The organism is Streptomyces rishiriensis (genome assembly GCF_030815485.1).
Taxonomy (GTDB): domain Bacteria; phylum Actinomycetota; class Actinomycetes; order Streptomycetales; family Streptomycetaceae; genus Streptomyces; species Streptomyces rishiriensis_A.
On record NZ_JAUSWV010000002.1, the window covers coordinates 945,829 to 964,622 of the forward strand.

The 18,794-nt window shown below is 73.8% G+C and carries 19 protein-coding genes; 13 read left to right on the forward strand and 6 right to left on the reverse strand.

The window, feature by feature from the left end; genetic code table 11:
- Positions 1-64 precede the first annotated feature (64 nt).
- Both QF030_RS06595 and QF030_RS06600 read left to right on the forward strand, forming a co-directional pair.
- Positions 65-2,131, forward strand: a complete 2,067-nt coding sequence (locus tag QF030_RS06595; RefSeq protein ID WP_307161700.1) for a SpoIIE family protein phosphatase — start codon at positions 65-67, stop codon at positions 2,129-2,131.
- Positions 2,132-2,249: 118 nt separating this feature from the next.
- Positions 2,250-2,972 carry a hypothetical protein gene (locus tag QF030_RS06600; protein ID WP_307161701.1) on the forward strand — a complete coding sequence of 241 codons (723 nt, stop codon included), beginning with the start codon at positions 2,250-2,252 and terminating at the stop codon, positions 2,970-2,972.
- Here the strand turns inward: QF030_RS06600 and QF030_RS06605 are convergent.
- Positions 2,965-3,819 carry a putative protein N(5)-glutamine methyltransferase gene (locus QF030_RS06605; RefSeq protein WP_307161702.1) on the reverse strand — a complete coding sequence of 285 codons (855 nt, stop codon included), beginning with the start codon at positions 3,817-3,819 and terminating at the stop codon, positions 2,965-2,967. The two genes, QF030_RS06600 and QF030_RS06605, sit on opposite strands and share 8 nt — an antisense overlap.
- A gap of 267 nt (positions 3,820-4,086) precedes the next feature.
- On the opposite strand from QF030_RS06605, the gene QF030_RS06610 reads away from it, so the two are divergent.
- Positions 4,087-4,548, forward strand: a complete 462-nt coding sequence (locus QF030_RS06610; protein WP_307161703.1) for a MarR family winged helix-turn-helix transcriptional regulator — start codon at positions 4,087-4,089, stop codon at positions 4,546-4,548.
- A gap of 15 nt (positions 4,549-4,563) precedes the next feature.
- Here QF030_RS06610 and QF030_RS06615 read toward each other — a convergent pair whose 3' ends face one another.
- Entirely contained in the window at positions 4,564-5,442 is an 879-nt protein-coding gene (locus QF030_RS06615) for a GNAT family N-acetyltransferase (RefSeq protein WP_307161704.1), read from the reverse strand.
- A complete protein-coding gene (locus tag QF030_RS06620; RefSeq protein ID WP_307161705.1) occupies positions 5,439-6,371 on the reverse strand; it encodes an NADP-dependent oxidoreductase in 933 nt (310 codons plus the stop codon). Before QF030_RS06620 ends, QF030_RS06615 begins: the two co-directional genes overlap by 4 nt.
- A 208-nt stretch (positions 6,372-6,579) precedes the next feature.
- Between QF030_RS06620 and QF030_RS06625 the strand changes: the two genes are divergently transcribed.
- The 7 genes from QF030_RS06625 (at position 6,580) to QF030_RS06655 (ending at position 12,332) form a co-directional block, all read left to right on the forward strand.
- A complete protein-coding gene (locus tag QF030_RS06625; protein ID WP_307161706.1) occupies positions 6,580-7,185 on the forward strand; it encodes a sulfite oxidase-like oxidoreductase in 606 nt (201 codons plus the stop codon).
- The gene (locus QF030_RS06630; protein WP_307161707.1) at positions 7,178-7,933 is read left to right on the forward strand and encodes a ferredoxin reductase; all 756 of its coding nucleotides are present in this window, start codon (positions 7,178-7,180) and stop codon (positions 7,931-7,933) included. Before QF030_RS06625 ends, QF030_RS06630 begins: the two co-directional genes overlap by 8 nt.
- A 154-nt stretch (positions 7,934-8,087) precedes the next feature.
- Positions 8,088-8,675, forward strand: coding sequence for an Rv1733c family protein (locus tag QF030_RS06635; protein WP_307161708.1), 588 nt, complete (start codon positions 8,088-8,090; stop codon positions 8,673-8,675).
- A gap of 86 nt (positions 8,676-8,761) precedes the next feature.
- Entirely contained in the window at positions 8,762-9,730 is a 969-nt protein-coding gene (locus QF030_RS06640) for an acetylxylan esterase (RefSeq protein WP_307161709.1), read from the forward strand.
- A 10-nt stretch (positions 9,731-9,740) separates the two neighbouring features.
- A complete protein-coding gene (locus QF030_RS06645) occupies positions 9,741-10,145 on the forward strand; it encodes a nuclear transport factor 2 family protein (RefSeq protein ID WP_307161711.1) in 405 nt (134 codons plus the stop codon).
- Between the two features lie 106 nt (positions 10,146-10,251).
- Positions 10,252-11,418: a serine hydrolase domain-containing protein gene (locus tag QF030_RS06650; protein WP_307161712.1), complete on the forward strand. Its 1,167-nt coding sequence runs from the start codon at positions 10,252-10,254 to the stop codon at positions 11,416-11,418.
- Between the two features lie 155 nt (positions 11,419-11,573).
- Complete coding sequence (locus tag QF030_RS06655) at positions 11,574-12,332, forward strand: GntR family transcriptional regulator (RefSeq protein ID WP_307161713.1); 759 nt, start codon at positions 11,574-11,576, stop codon at positions 12,330-12,332.
- A 16-nt stretch (positions 12,333-12,348) separates the two neighbouring features.
- On the opposite strand, the gene QF030_RS06660 is transcribed toward QF030_RS06655, so the two are convergent.
- A complete protein-coding gene (locus tag QF030_RS06660; RefSeq protein WP_307161714.1) occupies positions 12,349-13,077 on the reverse strand; it encodes a class I SAM-dependent methyltransferase in 729 nt (242 codons plus the stop codon).
- Positions 13,078-13,082: 5 nt separating this feature from the next.
- Positions 13,083-13,646: a PadR family transcriptional regulator gene (locus tag QF030_RS06665; protein ID WP_307161715.1), complete on the reverse strand. Its 564-nt coding sequence runs from the start codon at positions 13,644-13,646 to the stop codon at positions 13,083-13,085.
- A gap of 79 nt (positions 13,647-13,725) precedes the next feature.
- Between QF030_RS06665 and QF030_RS06670 the strand changes: the two genes are divergently transcribed.
- Complete coding sequence (locus QF030_RS06670) at positions 13,726-14,133, forward strand: nuclear transport factor 2 family protein (protein WP_307161716.1); 408 nt, start codon at positions 13,726-13,728, stop codon at positions 14,131-14,133.
- A gap of 235 nt (positions 14,134-14,368) precedes the next feature.
- Here QF030_RS06670 and QF030_RS06675 read toward each other — a convergent pair whose 3' ends face one another.
- Positions 14,369-15,268, reverse strand: coding sequence for a hypothetical protein (locus QF030_RS06675; RefSeq protein WP_307161717.1), 900 nt, complete (start codon positions 15,266-15,268; stop codon positions 14,369-14,371).
- A 771-nt stretch (positions 15,269-16,039) separates the two neighbouring features.
- On the opposite strand from QF030_RS06675, the gene rho reads away from it, so the two are divergent.
- Both rho and QF030_RS06685 read left to right on the forward strand, forming a co-directional pair.
- Complete coding sequence (gene rho, locus QF030_RS06680; protein ID WP_307161718.1) at positions 16,040-17,182, forward strand: transcription termination factor Rho; 1,143 nt, start codon at positions 16,040-16,042, stop codon at positions 17,180-17,182.
- 88 nt (positions 17,183-17,270) lie between these two features.
- A complete protein-coding gene (locus QF030_RS06685) occupies positions 17,271-18,533 on the forward strand; it encodes a D-alanyl-D-alanine carboxypeptidase family protein (RefSeq protein WP_307161719.1) in 1,263 nt (420 codons plus the stop codon).
- Positions 18,534-18,794 lie beyond the last annotated feature (261 nt).

An 18,794-nucleotide genomic window follows, 5' to 3' on the forward strand; every position in this document is an offset into this window, starting at 1 on the left:
GTAGAACAGGGGAGTCGGCACGGGGGACGGCGTGCCGCATCGATACGCGGAGGCGGTGCGTGGCATGAACCAAGCCGGATCGTCCGCGGCTGAGGACGGCGGCCCGACCGCGCCCAGCGGCCTGCTGGACGTGCTCAACGTGGCTTCCGTGGTGCTCGACACCCAGGGGCGTATCGCCCTGTGGAGCCCCCAGGCCGAGGAGCTGTTCGGGTACTCGGCCAACGAGGCTCTGGGGCGGTACGCGGCCCATGTGATGGTCCACGAACGGCACGTCGATCTCGTCGTGCAGCTCTTCGCCGACGTGATGGCCACCGGCGAGAGCTGGGCGGGGGCGTTCCCGATCCGGCGCAAGGACGGCACCACCCGGTTGGTGGAGTTCCGCAACATGCGCCTCATGGACGACCGGGGCGACGTCTACGCCCTGGGCCTCGCCACCGACCGGACGACGGTGCGCCGCCTCGAACGGGACCTGGCGCTGTCGACGCGGATGGTCGCGCAGTCCCCCACCGGCCTCGCCGTCCTGGACACCGACCTGCGATACGTCTCGGTCAACCCGGCGCTGGAGCGGATCAACGGCGTTCCGGCCGCCGATCACCTCGGCCGGACGATCCACGAGGTGCTGCCCCGGCTGGACGCGGAGGCGCTGGAGGCAGCGGTGCGCCAGGTGCTGCGCACCGGGGAGCCGCTCCTCGACCGGTCCACCGTCGGCCGCACCCCCGCCGACCCGGACGAGGACCACACCTGGTCCCTCTCGCTGTACCGCCTGGAGGACGCCCGCGGCACCGTGCTGGGCGTCGCCGTCTCGGTGGCCGACGTGACCGACCGGCACCGGGCGGCCGTCGAGGCCGAAGCGGCGCGCCGCCGGCTGGCGGTGATCGCGGACGCCTCCGCCCGGATCGGCACCACCCTCGACCTGGAGCGCACCGCCTTCGAACTGGCCGACGTGGCCGTGCCGGAACTGGCGGACGTGGCCGCGGTGGATCTGCTCGACGCGGTCATGTCAGGCCGCCGCACCAGCCTCGGCCCCGCCGAATCGGCCGTGATCCGTGCCCTCGCGGTGCGCGCCGCCGACGAGCCCGACGCCCTGCGGGCGGCCGACCAGCCCGGCCAGGTGGCCCGCTACGCGCCCGACCGGCTCGTCACCGAGTGCGTACGCTCGGGCCTGCCGGTCATGGTGGCCCAGGTCAAGGACGAGGATCTCGGGCGCATAGCCCACTCTCCGGAGGCGGCCGCCCTGCTGGCACGGGCCGGTGTGCACTCCTATCTGGCCGTGCCGCTCATCGCGCGGGGCGAGGTGCTGGGCGCCCTCGACCTGAAACGGACCCGCAATCCGCTGCCGTTCGGCCGTGACGACCTGCTGCTCGCGCGTGAGCTGGCGGCCCGGGCGGCCATCCAGATCGACAACGCCCGCTGGTACCAGAGCGCCCGCACCACCGCGCTGACCCTCCAGCGCAGCCTGCTGCCGAGCCACCCGCCCGTCACCGGCGGCCTCGAGGTCGCTTCGCGCTACCAGCCCGCGGGCGCCACCACGGAGGTCGGCGGCGACTGGTTCGACGTCATCCCGCTTCCCGACGGCAAGACGGCGCTCGTCGTCGGTGACGTGATGGGCAGCGGAATCGACGCCGCCGCCACGATGGGCCGGCTGCGCACCGCGACGACCACGCTGGCCTCCCTCGACCTCGATCCGGCGGTCCTCCTGGAACACCTGGACCGGATCACGCAGGGCCTGGACCACTCCATCGCCACGTGCGTGTACGTCGTGCACGACCCCCGGCTGGGCAGGTGCCGGATCGCCAACGCCGGGCATCTGCCACCGGTGCACATCCGCCCGGGCCGTCCGCCGGAGCTGCTCGACCTGCCCACCGGTGCGCCGCTGGGCGTGGGCGGGGTGCCGTTCTCCACGACGGATGTCGACTTCGCTCCCGGCGACCAGCTCGTGTTGTACACGGACGGCCTGGTGGAGACCCGCACCCATTCGCTCGACGAACGTCTGGACGCGTTGCTGGCGCTGCTCGACGATCCGGCACGGCCGCTGGAGGAGGTGTGCGACCTGCTGCTGAGCGCGTTGCACCACCCCGACAACCACGACGACGTGGCTCTGCTGCTGGCACGTGCGCGGGCCGACGAGTGAGCGGCGCCGTACGTCCGATTCACAGGTTTTTGTTATCGCTTCCTTACCGGGCGCCTCGGACAATCACAGTGAGGTGTGGCAGAGGTGCCGCCGTCGTGGCCGAGGAGAGTGAGCCGTGATGCAGGAGCCGGAGAGGCCGGAAGGGCCGCAAGACGTCGAACTGCTCTCGGGACCGGTCGGCGGGGAACGGGACCGCGTGGACCTGCGCACGCTGTGGCGACGCCGGTCGGCCCGCGGGCGGGCGGTGATCGCGGCCACCACCGTCGCCGTCCTGACGCTCGGCGGCACCGTCGCGTACGCGGCGACCTCGGGCGACTCCGGGGGCGGCTCGCCGTCGGCGTCCCCGTCCGCGTCCTCCTCGGAGGGGCCCGGCGGGCGGCACGGTCACGGCGGCCCGTGGTCCGGGCTCCGCGGGGACGCGGCGCACGGTGAGGCGACCGTCAAGGATCCCGGCACCGGCGACTGGGTCGTCCGCGTCTGGCAGCGGGGCACCGTGGCGAAGGTGGCCGACGACCAGGTCACCGTCAGGAGCGAGGACGGCGCCTCGTGGACGTGGACGGTGGGGGCCGACGCGACCGTGTCCGCCGACGGCGCCTCCGGCTCCGGGGCCGACGCGCTGAAGAAGGGCGACACCGTGTACGTCGTCGGCTCCCGTTCCGGTGACACCAACACGGCCGACCGCGTCCTGTCCGGCACCTTCGAGGGCCGCGACGGCGACGACCGGCCCGGCGGGGACCGGCCCGGCGGCGACGGACACGAGGACGGCCGGGGACACGGCCCGCGGGACCGCGGGGACGACCAGCGCTCCCCCGGCCCCACCGGCGGCGGAGCCGCTACCTGACCCTGGTGCCGACGACCACGTGGGCGTACCGCTCCTCGTCGTCCGCCAGCCGCACCGTCAGACCGCTGCGGGTGAACACCTCGACGGCGGCCGGGGCCTGGCGCTCGCTGGTCTCGACGAGGAGACAGCCGCCGGGGGCGAGCCAGGACGGCGCCTCGGCGGCGACCCGGCGCAGCACGTCCAGTCCGTCGCCGCCGCCGTCGAGCGCGGTGAGCGGCTCGTGGTCCCGGGCCTCCGCGGGCAGCAGGGGGACCTCGCCGCTGGGCACGTAGGGCACGTTCGCCGCCAGGATGTCTATGCGGCCGCGCAGTCGTCCGGGAAGGGCCGCGAACAGGTCGCCGGCATGCGCGTGTCCGCCGTAGTCGGCGATGTTGCGCCGGGCGCAGGCCACCGCCGCCGCGTCGATGTCCGCGGCGTGCAGCTCGACCTGTCCGAGCGAGGCGGCGAGGGCCGCGCCGACCGCGCCCGATCCGCAGCACAGGTCGACGACGACGCCGGCGTGCGGTACCGCGGCCAGGGCCTGGTCGACGAGGAACTCGGTGCGGCGGCGGGGCACGAAGACACCCGGCTCGACGGTGACGCGCAGACCGTGGAACCCGGCCCAGCCGACGACATGTTCGAGGGGCAGGCCCGCCGCGCGGCGGGCCGCCATGGCCTCGGCCTCGTCGGGCGTGCGCGCCGTGCCGAGGATCAGGTCCGCCTCGTCCTCGGCGAACACACAACCGGCGCCCCGCAGCACGGCGACCAGGACGTCACGGGACGACGAAGGGGAGCGGGAGACAGCAGGCGGAGAGGACGCGGACGACGACGAGGAAGGAGAGGAAGATGCGGGAGAACGAGGGGGCATGAAGCCGAGGAGCCTTTCGGAAGCCGAAGGGCGCTCTCACGGTCGCCTACCGGCGGCGATCCACGCTGTCACGGGAGGAGAGCACCCGACCTGACACTGCGGTAATGGGTCTCACCTCCTCCTGGTCTCGCGCGACTGGGATCCTCCGCAGCCGGACGGCCACCTTATCCCACAGAGCGGATGCCGTTGCCGGCGAGGCCGTTCCTGTCGCGGAGACCCCTCGCACTTCAAGTTGTACTATGCAACCAGGCTAACGAGGGAGGCCCAGTGGAAGCAACCGAGGCCGTGGAGACGATCCAGCGGGAGATGACGAGCTTCGCCCGGCGGGCCCGTGCCTCGGCGGGGCGGCTGCACCCCGAACTGTCACTGGTGTCCTACACGCTCCTCGGCCACCTGGAGGAGAGCGGCGGCTGCCGGGCCACCGACCTCGCCGCGCACTACGCCCTGGACAAGTCCACGGTCAGCCGTCAGGTCGGCGCCCTGGAGCGCGCCGACCTGATCGAGCGGCGCCAGGACCCCGAGGACCACCGTGTCCAGCTCCTCCACCTCACCGCCGCCGGCCGCCGCATCCTCGCCCAGGTCACCGAGAGCCGCCGCACGGCCTTCCGGGAACGGCTGGCGCAGTGGCCGGAGGCGGACCTGGAGCGGTTCGCGGAGTACCTGGTGCGCTACAACGCGTGGCCCGGGCCCGCCGCCGCGAGCCGACCGTCTCCCCCGGCGGCCCCCTGACCCCCGGCCGGCCCGCTACGCCACCGGGACCGGTTCCCGCCCCTCCCCCAGCCGCTCAGGCACCCGGGCCGCCAGGAACGCCGTTCGGCGGCGCAGCCGGAAGCCCAGGGACTCGTAGAGGCGGATGGCGTCGGTGTTGCGCGCACTCGTGTGCAGGAAGGGCGTCTCGCCGCGTTCGCGGATGCCGTGGGCGACGGCCAGGACCAGCCGGGTCGCCAGGCCCTCGCCCCGGAAGGCCGGGTCGGTGCAGACCGCGCTGATCTCGGTCCAGCCCGGCGGATGCAGCCGCTCGCCGGCCATGGCGATCAGGGCGCCGTCCCGTCGTATGCCGAGGTAGGTGCCGAGTTCGATGGTCCGGGCCTCGAACGGTCCCGGCTGGGTGCGGGCGATCAGGTCGAGGATCTCGGGCACGTCGGCGGGGCCGAGCCGGACCGCCTCGGGTTCGGGTGCGGCGACCAGCCCGTCGTCGACGAACTGCACGCCCTCGATCTGCAGGGTCAGCTCCCACCCGGCCGGGAGCTCACCGCGGAAGCCGGGCAGCGGGACCTCCGCGCCGGGACCGGCGAGCGCCGCGAGATCGGCCCAGTCGTCCGCGTCCGGCTCGTCCGGCAGCGCGAGCCAGGGCGACACGTCGACGGGGTAGCGCAGCACCCGGCCCCGGCGCTCGGCGAAGTGCGCGTGCGGACCGGTGAGGGAGGCGAGGGCGGGATTGTCCAGGACGTGGCGGGGCTCGGTGCCGCGCGCCTCGGGCAGGCCGCCATGCCCCGCAGCCGGGCGGGGCTCACCAGCTCCCTGCGCCGGGACGGGCGTGGTTCCCGCGCCGGACGTGTCGGAGGGACCAACGGGCTGTGCGTCTCCGGTGCCCGGGACCCGACGGGGCTCGACGGTGGTCATGCGTGCGCTCCGATCTCCAGGACGACCTTGCCCCGGGCGTGGCCGCTCTCGACCTCGCGCAGCGCCTCGCCCGCCCGCTCCAGCGGGAACGTCAGGGTGACGTGCGGGTTCAGGTCGCCGCGGACGACCAGGTCCGCCACCGCCCGCAGCACGGCCGCGTCGCGGGCGCGCGCCACCCGGGCGCCGCCCAGCCGCTCGACCTCGTCGGCCGGGGCTCCGGCGGTGATCAGCCGGGAGCGGTCCCGCACCAGGTCCGCCGCGTCCCGCAGCACCTCGCCGCCGACGAGGTCGAAGACGCCGTCGACGCCGTCCGGGGCGGCCGGCCGCACGCCTTCCGCCCAGTCCGGGCCGGACGGCACGTGCACGGCGCCCAGCGACTCGAGCAAGTCCTTCTTGCCCTCGCTCGCGATCCCCACGACCCGCACCCCGCGGGCACGGGCGATCTGCGCGACGGCGACGCCGACTCCACCGCCCGCGCCGGTGACCAGGAGCGTCGCTCCGGCCGGCAGGGCGAGCTGGTGCACGCCGTCGTAGGCGGTCGCGGCGGCCACGGGCAGGGTCGCGGCATCGGTGAACGACAGCTCGGCGGGCTTGTGCGCGGTGATGCCGGCGGCCAGCAGGGCGTACTCGGCGTAGCCGCCCGCGACCGCGGTGCCGAACACCTCGTCGCCGGGCGCGAACCCGGTGACCGCCTCGCCGGTCTCCTCGACGACGCCGGCCACCTCGTTGCCCAGGACCGCGGGGAAGGCGCGCTCACCGCTCTCGCCGGGGCGCCGGTAACCCGTGCGCTGCTTCCAGTCGACGGGGTTCACGCCCGCCGCCCGCACCGCGACGAGCACCTCGCCGGGCCCGGGCCGGGGGCGTTCCAGGTCGACGAGGGCCTCGGTCTCCGGGCCGCCGTACCGCGTGAAGACGTACGCCTTCGGCATTGCTCCCACTCTCCTTCGCTGGCACCGGACCGCTGGACCGCTGGATCCGGGACGACACGTGCAAGAGCCGGGGGCCCGACGGCTATTCCCCGCCCGCGGGACTGTTCATACGGGCTTAATGATCGGCGGGCGGACCGGGTGCGGAGCACCGCTGACATGCACGTACGGTGGATTACGTGAACATCCGCCGTCTCCCCGCTGGAACCGCATGAACGTCACCCGAGGCTTCACCGGCCGCCCCCGCGCCCACCGTCCGGGGCTGCCCCCCGGCCAGTACGACGCGGGCGACGACTGGCCCGTGCTGTCCGCCGAGGTCACGCCCGACCTCGCGCCCGCGGACTGGACCTTCCGCGTCGACGGTCTGGTGGCGGCGCCCCGCACCTGGGACTGGGACGAGGCGCACGCGCTGCCGCGGTCCGCGTACGAGGGCGACATCCACTGTGTGACCAGCTGGTCCAAGTTCGGAGTGCGGTTCGGGGGGGTGTCCCTCGACGCGTTCCTCGATGCCGTCCGGCCCGACACGTCCGCCACCCACGCCGTCGCGTACGCGCACACCGGCTACACCACCAATCTGCCGCTGTCCGACCTGACCGGCGGACGGGCGTGGATCGCCTGGGAGTACGACGGCAGGCCCCTCGCGGCCGAGCACGGCGGTCCGGCGCGGCTGCTGGTGCCGCACCTGTACTTCTGGAAGAGCGCCAAGTGGATCGCGGGCCTGCGGCTTCTCGACCACGACGAGCCGGGCTTCTGGGAGCAGAACGGCTATCACGGGCGGGGCAACCCGTGGGAGGAGCAGAGGTACGCCGGTGACTGAGACCTTCACGCCTTCGACCCGGTTCGCGGTGCCCGGCCGGATCGCCGTGAGCAACCGGGCGGCCGCCCTGTGGCAGACGGCGACGCTGACGGAGATCCGCCCCGAGACCCCGCGGGCGGCCACCTTCCGCTTCGCGGTGCCGGCCTGGGCGGGGCATCTGCCCGGCCAGCACCTGATGCTGCGGCTGACCGCCGACGACGGCTACACCGCGCAACGGCACTACTCGATCGCCTCCGCGCCCGACGACGACGGACATCTGGAACTGACCCTGGACCACGTGTCCGGCGGCGAGGTCTCGGGCTGGTTCCACACCCGGGCGCAGCCGGGTGACGAGGTCCAGGTGCGGGGTCCGCTCAGCGGCTTCTTCGCCTGGCCCGGCGACCGGCCCGCGCTGCTGATCGGCGCCGGTTCCGGGGTCGTCCCGCTGATGTCGATGGTGCGCCACCACCGGGCGCGCGGCCTCGACGTACCGCTGCGGCTGCTGGTGTCCGCGCGCGGCCCGGAAGAGCTGATCTACGCGCGGGAGTACGGCGCCGAGACGCTGCCCGTGTTCACGCGGAGCGCACCGGAGGGCGTGCCCGTGGGGCGGCTCGCGGCACATCACCTCGCTCCCCTGCTGGCCGAGGGGCCGACGGGTGGCTGGGAGGCGTACGTGTGCGGCTCCAACGCGTTCGCCGAGCACGCCTCACGGCTGCTGGTGCGGGCGGGGCAGCCGGTCGACCGCATCCGGATCGAGCGCTTCGGCTGACCTCCCCGGCCGCCTCGTCGGGGCGCTCTTGCCCGCCGTGCCCCGCGCCACCGGCCGCCGAGGGGCCGACGTGAACGATGCGTGAAACGATGTACTCCGAACGGGGTATGACGCTCATGTGGGCACTCGTACGCGTGACGGCGAGGAGGTCGACATGCGAGACCGGGTGCGCGGCCGGCGCGGGCGGGACAACCCGCTGCGGCGCCGGTCCGACGCGGTGGAGGCGTGGACGGCGCTGGCCGTGGCCGTGCTGCTGCTGGTCGCCGTGCCGCTGGTCGCGGTCTTCGCGGGCCGGTGGGCCCACGCCGACGCCCAGGCGGTCGCGGACCGGCAGCAGGCCGAACGCCACCGGGTGCGGGTCGAGGTCGTCGGCCACCTGCCCGAGACGATGCCCTCGGTGGAGGGCGGCAGACAGCAGACGTTCCCCGTGGCCGTGCGGTGGACCCCGCCGGGCGAACACCCGCGCACGGCCACCGCACGGGTCCCGGCGGGCACCCGCGCGGGCGACCGGGTGGACGTGTGGTTCGACACCCGGGGCCGGAGCGTCGGACCCCCGCCGAACGACACCATGGTGTGGCAGCACGCCCTCGCCATGGGCACCTGCGCGGCCGGGGGCACGGCGGGCGTGGTGCTGCTCGGACATGCCGTGATCCGCCGGGTGGCGATGCGGCGCCGGCTGGACGAGTGGGAGCGGGAATGGGCCCGCACGGAGCCCCAGTGGACCCGCCGCAGGCCCGCCTGAAGCTCTGACCAGGGTCTGGCGAGGCCTCCCGGTGCCCACGTACGGTGTGATCATTCGTCTGGGCACTTAACAAAAGGCGGTCCTTCATGCCCCTGTTCGACCTGGCCGACGACGAGCTCCGCGGCTACCGCAGCGCGTCCGTCGAGCCCGAGGACTTCGACGCGTTCTGGTCGAAGACCCTCCAGGAAGCCCGCGCGCACGATCTGGACGCACGTTTCGAGCCGGTGGACACGGGCCTGACCACGGTGCAGGTGTACGACGTGACCTTCGCCGGGTTCGGCGGGCACCCCGTCAAGGGCTGGCTGACGCTGCCCGCCGGAACCGGGGAACCGCTGCCCCTGGTCGTCGAGTTCGTCGGCTACGGCGGTGGACGCGGGCTGCCGCACGAGCACCTGCTGTGGGCGTCGACGGGCCGCGCGCACTTCATCATGGACACCCGCGGCCAGGGCAGCGCCTGGGGCGGCGGCGGCGGCACCGCGGACCCGGTGGGCGGCGCGCCCTCGTACCCCGGTTTCATGACGCGGGGCATCGACGCCCCGGAGAACTACTACTACCGCCGGGTGTTCACCGACGCGGTGCGCGCGGTCGAGGCGGCCCGCTCCCATCCGCTGACCGACGCGGCACGGACCGTGGCGATCGGCGCGAGCCAGGGCGGCGGCATCACGATCGCCGTGGGCGGCCTGGTGCCGGATCTGGCGGGCATCGCCCCGGACGTGCCGTTCCTGTGCGACTTCCCGCGCGCCGCGGTACTGACGGACCGTCACCCCTACCGCGAGATAGGCCTGTTCCTCAAGACGCACCGCGGCCGCTCCCAGGACGCCCTGCGCACCCTGGCGTACTTCGACGGTGTGCACTTCGCGTCCCGGGGCTCGGCCCCCGCCCTGTTCTCGGCGGCCCTGGAGGACCAGACCTGCCCGCCGTCGACCGTCTACGCCGCCTTCAACGCGTGGGCGCACGAGGACAAGGAGATCGAGGTGTACGACTTCAACGACCACGAGGGCGGCGGCCCCTACCAGGAGGCGGCCAAGCTGCGCTGGCTGCGGTCGTACGCCTGAGGCCCTGCGGATGGACACACGGGCCGCCGCCGAGCGGTTCGTCGGGGTGTGGGAGCGGGCCTGGGCGTCGCACGACGTGCCGGCCCTGCTGGAGCTGTACGCCGAGACCTGCGTCCACCGGTCGCTGCCGTTCCGCGCGCCGCACCGGGGTCGGGCCGAACCGGCGGCCTGTCTGTGCTGGTCGTTCGCGGCGGAACGGGTGACCGACGTGCGCTTCTCGCCTCCGGTGGTGGGCGCGGACCGGGTCGCGGTGGCCGAGTTCCGGCTGCTGCCGGAGGAGGACGGGGCGGCCGGCACGCCGGCCGGCCGTGTGTGCGTCCGCTTGGACGAGGCCGGGCCGGTGGTCGGGTCACGGGGCTACTGGCACACGGCCGAGGGCCACCAGGAGCCGACGGGGCGGACATTCCTCCTGTGACCGGGGCGCCGCCCTGCGCACTTCCCTCCAGTCCGACCAGTCGGTATGTTCGGGGTGCCCGGCCGCGGCGTAGCGGTCCGGGGTTCCGGCGGACCACGGAGGCCCCATGTCCGAGCACGTGCCACAGATCCACGGCCACTGCGACCCGCGGTTCGCGGCACTGCGCGCGGCCTTCGAGGAGAACTTCCGGGACCGGGGCGAGCTGGGCGCCGCGGTGAGCGTCACGGTCGACGGCGTGCCGGTGGCCGATCTGTGGGGCGGCTGGGCGGACGCGGCACGCACCCGCGCGTGGGAACGGGACACGCTGGTCAACGTGTGGTCGACGTCGAAGGGCCCGACGGCGCTGTGCGCGCACCTCCTCGCCGACCGCGGGTCGCTGGACCTCGACGCTCCGGTGGCCGCGTACTGGCCGGAGTTCGGCGCGGCCGGCAAGGAGCGGGTCCTGGTGCGCCATCTGCTGTCCCACCGGGCGGGCCTGGCCGGGCTGCGCGAGCCGCACTCGCTCGAGCAGCTCTACGACTGGGAGTTCACCACGGCGCGCCTCGCCGCCACGGAGCCCTGGTGGGAGCCGGGCACCCGGTCCGGCTATCACGCGCTCACCTACGGCTTCCTGGTCGGCGAGCTGGTGCGGCGGGTGTCGGGGCTGCTGCCGGGCGCGTTCCTGGACCGGGAGGTGACCGGTCCGCTGGGCGTCGACTTCACGATCGGGCTGCCGGAGAAGGAGGCCGGGCGGGCAGCCGAGCTGGTGCATCCGCGGGTCACCTCCGCCGGCGGACAGGCCGCGGTGTTCAGCAAGTTGGCCCCCGCGGCCCTCGCCGCCCTGACCAATCCGGTGGCGGGCGCGAGCGAGGCGAACTCGCCGCGGTGGCGGGCCGCGGAGATCCCGGCGGCGAACGGCCACGGCACCGCGCGGGCGGTGGCCGCGCTCTACGGGATCTTCGCCGGCCGGGGTGCGTACGGCGGGCGCCGGATCCTCTCCCCCGAGGCGGCCGAACGGGTCCGCGAGGGACAGGGCGCCTGCCGGGACCTGGTACTGGGGGCCGGGTTCGCGCACGAGACGGAGATCGGGCTCGGGCTGTGGCTCAGCGGTCCGAACGGATCGTACGGTCCCAACCCGCGCGCTTTCGGACACGACGGCTTCGGCGGCTCCTGCGGACTCGCCGACCCGGAGGCGGGGGTGTCGCTGGGATACGTGATGAACCGCATGGGGCCGCACATCGCCGACGACCCGCGGAAGACGGCACTGGTGGACGCCGTGTACAGCGCGCTCTGAGCCCCGGCGCGGCGGGGGCGGGGCGACGGCGGCGGGCGGTCCGGTTTCGGCCGATCGGGCCGCCCACCCTTCCCTACTGGTTTAGACCAATGCTAGATCTGGTGGCGCACCGAGTCCGCACGACCACGGCACGTCACCTACAGGAGGCGCGCGGCATGGCCCGCAGCACCACCCCCACCACCCCTCACGTCCACCCGTCCTGCGACGACCCGCCGTTGTACCGGCGGATCGCCACGGAACTGCTCGGCGAGCTGCGCGAGGGCGCCATCGCGCCCGGCGAACGACTGCCGGCCGAGCGACGGCTGGCCGGGCGTTTCGGCGTCAGCAGACAGACCGTACGGCAGGCCCTGGAGGTCCTGCGCGGCGAAGGACTGGTCGAGACCGACCGGCGGGGCAGCCACGCCGCCCTGCCGGCCGGGCCGCTCGGCACCCCGTCGTTCCTCGCCTTCCCCGTGGGCGCGCGAGCCGCGGACGATCCGTCGGCGGTGGCCCGGGCGGCCGTCAGCTGGGAGACGCCCCCGCCCGAACACGCCGAGGCGCTCGGACTCGCCCCGCACCGGCCGACGCTGGTACACCGCTACGAGTCCGCCCGCGCCGACGGACGCGGTCTGCGCACCGCCGTCACGTCCTTCTCCGCGGTGGCCCTGGCCGAGGTGGAGGAACTCGGCCGTTACCGTGACCGCGCCGACTCCGACGCTTCCGCGGAGCTGCGGCGGGCCTACGACTGGATGCGCCGGGCGGGCCTGACCCTGCACCACCGGGACTGCATCACGCATCTCGACGACGACCCGTCGATGCGGGTCACCAGGCGGGTGCACGACCAGTACGCGCGCCCCCTGGAGATCACCGACCTGGTGGTGGACACCCGGCGGGAGGCGCTGGTCTACGCGTTCACGCTGCCCGCGGCCGGCTGATCCCGCCGGGGCCGGCTCAGCGGTCCGTCCGGCGCGCCTCGACCATGCGCACCCGTGGACTTCCGTCGCTCCTCGTCCCGAACGCGGGCAGGGCGCGGAGGTCCACGCGGAACCCGGCACGCTCCAGCTCGCGCCGCACCTCACCGAGCCGGAAGGCGCGGTAGTACATCACGAACGGGGGCCGCCACACGGCGTTGCGCACCCGCATCACGGCGTCGAAGCCGAGGAGCGCCCAGAACGCCGGTGACGACGGCCTCGGCGGGGCCAGGACGGGGAACGCGAAGCAGCCGCCCGGCCGCAGCGCGGTCCGTACCCGGGCGAACAGGCCCGGCAGCTCGCGGGGCAGGAAGTGCCCGAAGGCGCCGAAGCTGACGACGAGGTCGAAGGCGGCGGTGAAGGGCAGGGCGCGGGCGTCCGCGCGCACCCAGGACACCGCGGGGCCCGCCGGGCGGGTCCGGCGGGCCGCCTCCGCCAGCATGCCCGCGCTGAAGTCGACGCCCGTCACACTCCCCCGGCACACCGTCGTCAGGACCTCGACCCCCGCGCCCGTGCCACAGCACAGGTCGAGGCCGTCCTCGTACGGACCGGACTCCTTCAGCGCCGAGGCGACCGCGTCCAGGACGGTGTCCGGCGTACGGAAGGGCGTGTGGTCGAACTTCGGCGCGAGGAGGTCGTAGCCGCGCTCGACGGACGACAGGGCCTGGACGGCGAGTTCGCGCAGGGTGGGGCCTTCGGGACTGAACATCCTCGTCAGCCTACGGCCGTCCGCCGCCTCATGAGCAGCAGGGCCCGTTCGCACCAGGCCTGGTTCGTCTCCTCGAAGGCGATGCCGGCCAGCAGCGTCAGATAGGGACCGATGCGGTCGGCCCCGGTCAGGTACGCCTCCTCGGTGCGTCCGTCGAGGAGGCGGTCGCGCACCCGCCGGTAGCGGTCGAGCTTGGCACGGGACCAGGTCAGGCGCTCCTCGACCAGGGCGCGGGTCGCCTCGGGGTCCACGCCGTCCATCGCCTGGATCCTGATCAGGAGTTCGTCGCGGATGACGGTGGGCCGCCGCGGCGGGGTGGCCGCGAAGGCGTCCAGGTCCGCGCGGCCGGCCTCGGTGAGGGTGAACATCCGCTTGTTCGGCCGGCGTTCCTGCTGCACCACCCGCGCCTCGATCAGGCCGTCCTGCGCGAGGCGCTCCAGCTCGCGGTAGAGCTGCTGCGGGGTCGCGGGCCAGAAGTTGGCGAGGGAGACGTCGAAGACCTTCGACAGTTCGTAGCCCGAGGCCTCGCCTTCCAGGAGGGCGGCCAGGACGGCGTACTTGAGCGACATGTGGACACGGTAACAGGACACGATTATTGTCCTCCGCACCTACTCAATAAATTGACTACTGATGCGGTGAGGTGATCCGATGCGCGCGTTCCGTGAGGCGGTCGAGGCCGGCGATCTCGAGGCCGTCGAGGCGCTGCTGGCCGAGGACGTGGTGTTCACCAGCCCGGTCGTGTTCAAGCCGTACCCGGGCAAGGCGATCACCGCCGCGATCCTGCGGGCGGTGACGCGGGTCTTCGAGGACTTCCGCTACGAGCGGGAGCTCGGCGGGGGCGACGGACGTGACCACGCGCTGGTGTTCAGGGCCCGGGTGGGCGAGCGGGAGCTTTCCGGCTGCGACTTCATCCACCTCGACGAGGACGGGCTCATCGACGAACTCACCGTCATGGTGCGGCCGTTGTCGGGCGCCCAGGCTCTCGCTGAGGCGATGGGCGCCCGGTTCGACGAGATCCTCCAGGAGGCGGAGGCCCGGTCGGCCCCCGCCTCCTGACGTCGGGCGACGCTGAGGGCTCCCGCAGAGGTCGCACCCGGCGTGGGGGCCGACCCCGCTGACCGCGTCCGACCGACCCGTGTCCGTGGGGGCGCACCTGGCCATGACGCCCCAGGGGCGTCCCGGTTCGGTCGGGGAGGACGCCGGCCACCGTGCCGTGCGGCCGGATCCATGGGACCCGGCCCGCTTCCCCGGCCCCGCTTCCCCGGCCCGGCTTCCCCGGCCCGGCCGGGCCTCAGTCCCTGAGGTCCTCCAGGGTCGTCCTCGTGTCCGTCTTCAGATAGCCCGTGACCTCCTCGAGCGACGGCGGATCGGTATCGTCGTCGTACGAGGAGTAGTAGGCGCTGTAACTCATCGTGTACGTCACCCAGCCGTCCCGCACGGCGAGCGTGGCGTAGAGCGACCCGCTCGACGAGCCGGACGTGGTGTCGTTGCTGACGAGATAGGCCTCGTCGCCGATGCCGGTGACGGTGTCCACGTCGTAACCCGTGTGACTGTCGGCGTAGTTCTTCCAGGCCGCGGTGAACTCCGGTCCCGGGTCGGTCTCCTTGTGCAGGTCCAGCTGGGAGTAGAGGTAGGCGTCCGCGTAACTGGACGTGTCCTTCTTCAGGCTGATGCTGCACAGGCCCTCGTCGAGGGCGTCGTCCTTGAGGCTGTTGTGCGTCGGGGAGCTGTCGTTGTCGGGGTACTCCTCCTTGAAGGACGAGTAGTCCGTGGAGTTGCACAGGTTCGACGGCGCGACGTAACCGCGCAGGTCCGGATCGGCTTCGGCGCCGACCAGGAAGAGGCCGGCCGCCCAGGCGGCGGACGCCAGCACCGCGCCGGCAGCGGCCCACAGAACTGCTTTCCCCGCGCCACCGCCACCGCTCCCGCTGCCCGGCGGCGGGCCGACCACGGGGTACGGACCCTGCTGCAGGTAGGGGTTGACCGGCTGGGCCGGGGCGGGCTGCCCGACCAGGGTCGGCTGGGCGTAGACGCTCGGCCGGTCGACCTGGGTCGCGGGCGCCGCCGGCGGGAAACCCAGCGGCCCGCCCGGGGCCGGCGACTGCGGATTCGGATAGGGGTACGCGCTCGGCTGGGCCGGTGCGTCGGACGGCTGCTCCGGCTGCTGCGGGGGCTGAGGCGGCGTGGACATGACGTGAAGATAAGGCAGAAATAGCGGTCAAGTCCTCTGCCGTCACGGATCGTTACCCTCTGAGGACATCTGCGATGGAACCCGGAAGAGACCCGGACGTTCACCGGCCTCTTCTGCCGCGTGCCGCCGTTCCGGTGCCCCTCGAGGGGCGGTTGGTCCGGCGTGGGCCGGCGCCTGGACGGTCGCCGTCCGCACCTGGGCGCCGAACCTCGCCCGGGCGGCGTTCTTCCGCACCAGCGACAGCGTGACGAGCGCGCCCGGCAGCGACGCGCAGCCGCAGACCACGACGCCGACGGCCATCCCGCCGCCGGGGGCGGTCCGGGCCGCCGCACGGACCTGTCACCGCCGAGCGCTGTCACGGCCACCGTTGACGACCGCCAGGAGACCCGCGACCGCGGCCCGGGACCCGCCCTGCCATGCGGGATCCCTCGTGCCGTCGGGGTTCGCCGTGGGGTCCGGTGCGGGAACAAGGTGCCCCGTCCGTGCGTTGACGTCATCGGGAGCGACCGGTGTGCTAGTGTGCCGGTGGCACTTGTGTACGCCCCTCCCGTGGGCGCCGGTGCCGGTTCCCTTCTGTTCGCCGTGTCACCCGCCGTTTCCGGCCGGTCCAGCGGCTTTCCCGCACCACCTCACCAGCGGCTCTCTGTTCTCTTCTGCCGTATCCGAGGTGCTGTTCCCGCCGCCCGAGGCGCGCCCTGCGCCCTCCCTTCGCGGCTGTTCCCTCCCTCTCCGCATGCCTCATGCCCTGCGTCCTCGAAAGGACCGACCACCATGACCACCACTCTCGAACACCCCCCTGTACAGCAGCAGCAGCCGGTCCGGGTCGCCGTCGGCGTCCTCGACACCGACGCGAGCGGGAAGGGGCAGTTGCGTCCCGCGGACTGCCTGCCCACCCCCGTGGACCTCCAGGTCCCGGCCGCGCTGATCCGCCGTCACGGCCTGCGCAGGGGCGACCTGGTCGAGGGCGTGCGCGGTACCCAGCGCGCCCTGACCGAAGTCGCCCGCGTCAACGGCCGGCCGGCCGAGGAACTGCGCGCTCGCCGGCACTTCCGCGATCTCACGCCCGTCCACCCCCATGAGCGGCTCCGTCTGGAGCATCCGGCGGCCGGTCTCGCCGGCCGGGTCACGGATCTCGTCGCGCCGATCGGCAAGGGCCAGCGCGGCCTGATCGTCGCCCCGCCGAAGACGGGCAAGACCGTGCTGCTCCAGCAGATCGCCGCCGCCGTCGCCGGCAACCACCCCGGTGCGCGGCTGATGGTCGTCCTGCTGGACGAGCGGCCCGAGGAGGTCACCGACATGCGGCGCTCCGTGCGCGGCGAGGTGTACGCCTCGACGTTCGACCAGGCGCCCAAGCAGCACATCGCGCTGGCCGAACTCGTCATCGAGCGGGCCAAGCGGCTCGTCGAGGCGGGTGAGGACGTCGTGATCCTCCTCGACTCGCTCACCCGGCTCTGCCGGGCCCACAACAACGCGGCCGCCTCCGGAGGCCGCACCCTCAGCGGTGGCGTCGACGCCACCGCGTTGATCGGCCCCAAGCGGTTCTTCGGCGCCGCCCGGGCGGCCGAGGAAGGCGGCTCGCTCACCGTCCTCGCCACCGCCCTGGTCGAAACGGGCTCCCGCGCCGACGACTTCTACTTCGAGGAGCTGAAGAGCACCGGCAACATGGAGCTCCGCCTCGACCGCGAACCGGCCTCCCGCCGGGTCTTCCCCGCCGTCGACATCGACGGCTCCGGCACCCGGCGCGAGGAAATCCTCTACACGCCGGCAGAGTTGGGCGCCGTACGCGGTCTGCGCCGGGCCCTTCGGACCCGGGACGGCCAGGCGAACCTGGAGACGCTCCTGGAGCGGATGCGCGAGACCCCGGACAACACGGCTTTTCTGCGCCGCATCCAGCCGACCCTGCCCGCCGCATAGGGCGGAACGTGTGGCATCCGAGTGCACGCGCCCCCGTGTCCGGCACGGGCAGCGGGGGGAACGCCGGATTCATTCCTACGTTGCTCATATGACGATCGGATTCTCTTCCCGGGCCGCTGCGGCAACCTGCGCGTTCTGTGTGGCAGGCACCCTCGCCCTCGGCCTCGCCGCGGGCGCCGGCGCAGACCCCGGAGCCCCTGGAGGACCCGGTGGTCCGGGTGCACCGGGCGGCCCCCGGGTGACGGCGCCCCGGCCGTCCGTGCTCTACCGCTCCGGGACGCAGGTCAGGCCCCATCGCGGCGCCCCTGAGGTCCCCGACGTCTCGGCGCTGTCCTGGCTGGTCTCCGACGCGCAGACGGGTGAGGTGCTCGCCGCGTCGAACGCGCACCGCAAACTGCCTCCGGCCAGCACCCTCAAGACCCTGTTCGCCCTCACGGTGCTGCCGGTCCTGCCCGGCGAGATCCGGCACCGGGTGAGCGAGGAGGAGCTGAGCGGCATCGGGCCCGGCAGCAGCCTCGTCGGGGTGACTGAGGGACACACCTACCAGGTCGCCGACCTGTGGCGCGGAGTGTTCCTCAACTCCGGCAACGACGCCGTGCACGTGCTGGCGAGCCTCAGCGGCGGCTGGCGGGCCACGGCCGCCCGGATGCAGGCCAAGGCACGCTCCCTGGGCGCCCTGGACACCCATGTGCTGTCGCCCGACGGATACGACACGCCGGGCCAGGTGTCCTCGGCGTACGACCTGGCGGTGTTCGGGCGGGCGGGGCTGCGCAACCCGGACTTCGCGCGGTACTGCGGCACCGCGGAGGCGAGCTTCCCCGGGGACGGGGGCTGGTCGTACGAGATCGCCAACACCAACCGGCTGCTGACCGGGGCGGACGGTGTGGAGCCGTACCCGGGGCTGATCGGGATCAAGAACGGCTACACCAGCAACGCAGGCAACACCCTGGTCGCCGCCGCCCGGCAGGGTGACCGCACCCTCGTCGTGACGGTGATGAACCCTCAGGACGGCGGCGGGTTCGAGGTCTACGAAGAGGCGCGCGCGTTGCTGGACTGGGGGTTCGCGGCCGCCGGACGGGTCGATCCGGTGGGCTCGCTGGACGCGCTGCGGGTCCGTCCGTGGCCGTTGCCCGGCCCCGGACCGAAGCCGGCTTCCCCACAGAAGTCCACGCCGGCGCCCGGCGCTCCCCCGGTCGCCGTCGCTCCCCCGGTCACCGGCACCGCCGCTGTCGCAGCCGGCGACGCTCCCGGCTGGCGGGAGGCGGCGCTGATCGCGGGCGCCGCCGTGCTGGGCGGGACCGCCGTGGCGCTCGTCCTGTGGCTCGCCGGCCGCCGTTCCGCGGGGAGATGACCGACGGGCAGCCACACCAGCAGGCCGAGCGTGATCCAGGTGTGGGCGTTGCTGCCGAGGAAGCCGTCGGAGGCATTCCCGGCGCCGGAGGGGTCCGGGACGTCCGGGCCGGCAGCGCGCCGGCCCGGGAAGCCGCCGAGCACGCGGCAGGCCGTCCCGGCCAGGCCAGGCCCAGTGCCTGGCAGCGGCGGAGATCGATGCGGAAGGCCTTGGCCGGCACGTCGGCACGGTGTCCACCTCGGGTGACCGCGGAGCGACGTC